Consider the following 1,074-nt stretch of genomic DNA (forward strand, 5'->3'; position numbering starts at 1 on the left):
ATTCCGACCATGGCCGGCATGTTGTCGCGGGAGGCGGCAAGGACGGTGACGACTGAGGTCTTTGCCCAGTTGGGCAGGCTTTGAAAAGTCGAAGAGCCTTTTACGCCGGTGATGATTTCGTCGAGTTCGGCGCGCAGCTTGCCGGCGTCGAATATCTGCTTGAGCAGTTCTTCCGGGCTGGTTTTGATGCCGCACTCTTGCAGAACGAAGCGCAGCAGGTCGAACAACACCGGGGCGTAGCGTTGTGGGTCTTTGTTGACGATTCGCAGGCTCTTTTTCAGACCGTCGCCGGGACCGGGGATCCAGCCGATGACGGCCATCAGCAGGTCGAATTGCGCATCTTCCTTGCCATCGGTCGACTCTGCGTTGTAGAGGACGATGGAGGATTCGATGGTGTCGTAGGCGTCGATGGCCTGTCCCAGAAACGGCACTGCGCCCAGCGCGATACCTTTCGCCAGTTCAACTGCAGCCTCTTGATAGGCGGCGCTACGGTCTTGGCCACCGTCGTTTGCGCTTTCAGCTACTGCCTCGCTCATGTCAGCCTCCCTGCGGCTTTCTCCACTAGTGCCTGTAAATCGACCTGATTCGGGTCGAGCCCGAGTTTGCGCAGGTCTTCGTTAACCTTTTCATCCGAGTTCTGCACGACCGCTACGCTTTCACGGGTGAACGGCCGCGGGTCCTCACCGTAATAAACCTTGGCCGGGCCTTTCGGGACGTCCTCAAGGCGGGCAAAACCGTCATTGTCCAGCACACCTTCGCGAGTTGAACCATCTGCAAACTCAACGCGGTAAGAAGCACCAGGGACAGGCTCAAGGTTGTCGTAATGCAAATTCAGTTCAAGCCACGTCGGATTGGCTTTGGCCGTATCCATCAGTCTGCCGGCGGCGTCCACCGCCGCGAGCCCTGGAATAAACGGCGCCAGAATCCCGATCCCAGTCCCCACCCCCGGTGCACCACCGGTATTCACCTTCACCTCAGCCCCACTAATCGTCACACCACCCGCATCAATCTTCACAAAACTCCCGCCAGCCTTGGCCGTGAGCTCCATGCCACCCTCAACCACAACCTTCTCAC

General features: G+C 58.7%; 2 pseudogenes. Both read right to left on the reverse strand.

The features are described 5' to 3' along the window. Positions 1 to 536: pseudogene (locus GXB78_RS27960) on the reverse strand (hypothetical protein); the annotation flags it as partial. After that, positions 533 to 1,074 (reverse strand): annotated as a pseudogene (locus GXB78_RS27965) (type VI secretion system tip protein VgrG); the annotation flags it as partial. The pseudogenes GXB78_RS27965 and GXB78_RS27960, both read right to left, overlap by 4 nt.

The sequence above is a fragment of the Pseudomonas moraviensis subsp. stanleyae genome, assembly GCF_036283065.1.
In the GTDB taxonomy this organism is placed as follows: domain Bacteria; phylum Pseudomonadota; class Gammaproteobacteria; order Pseudomonadales; family Pseudomonadaceae; genus Aquipseudomonas; species Aquipseudomonas stanleyae.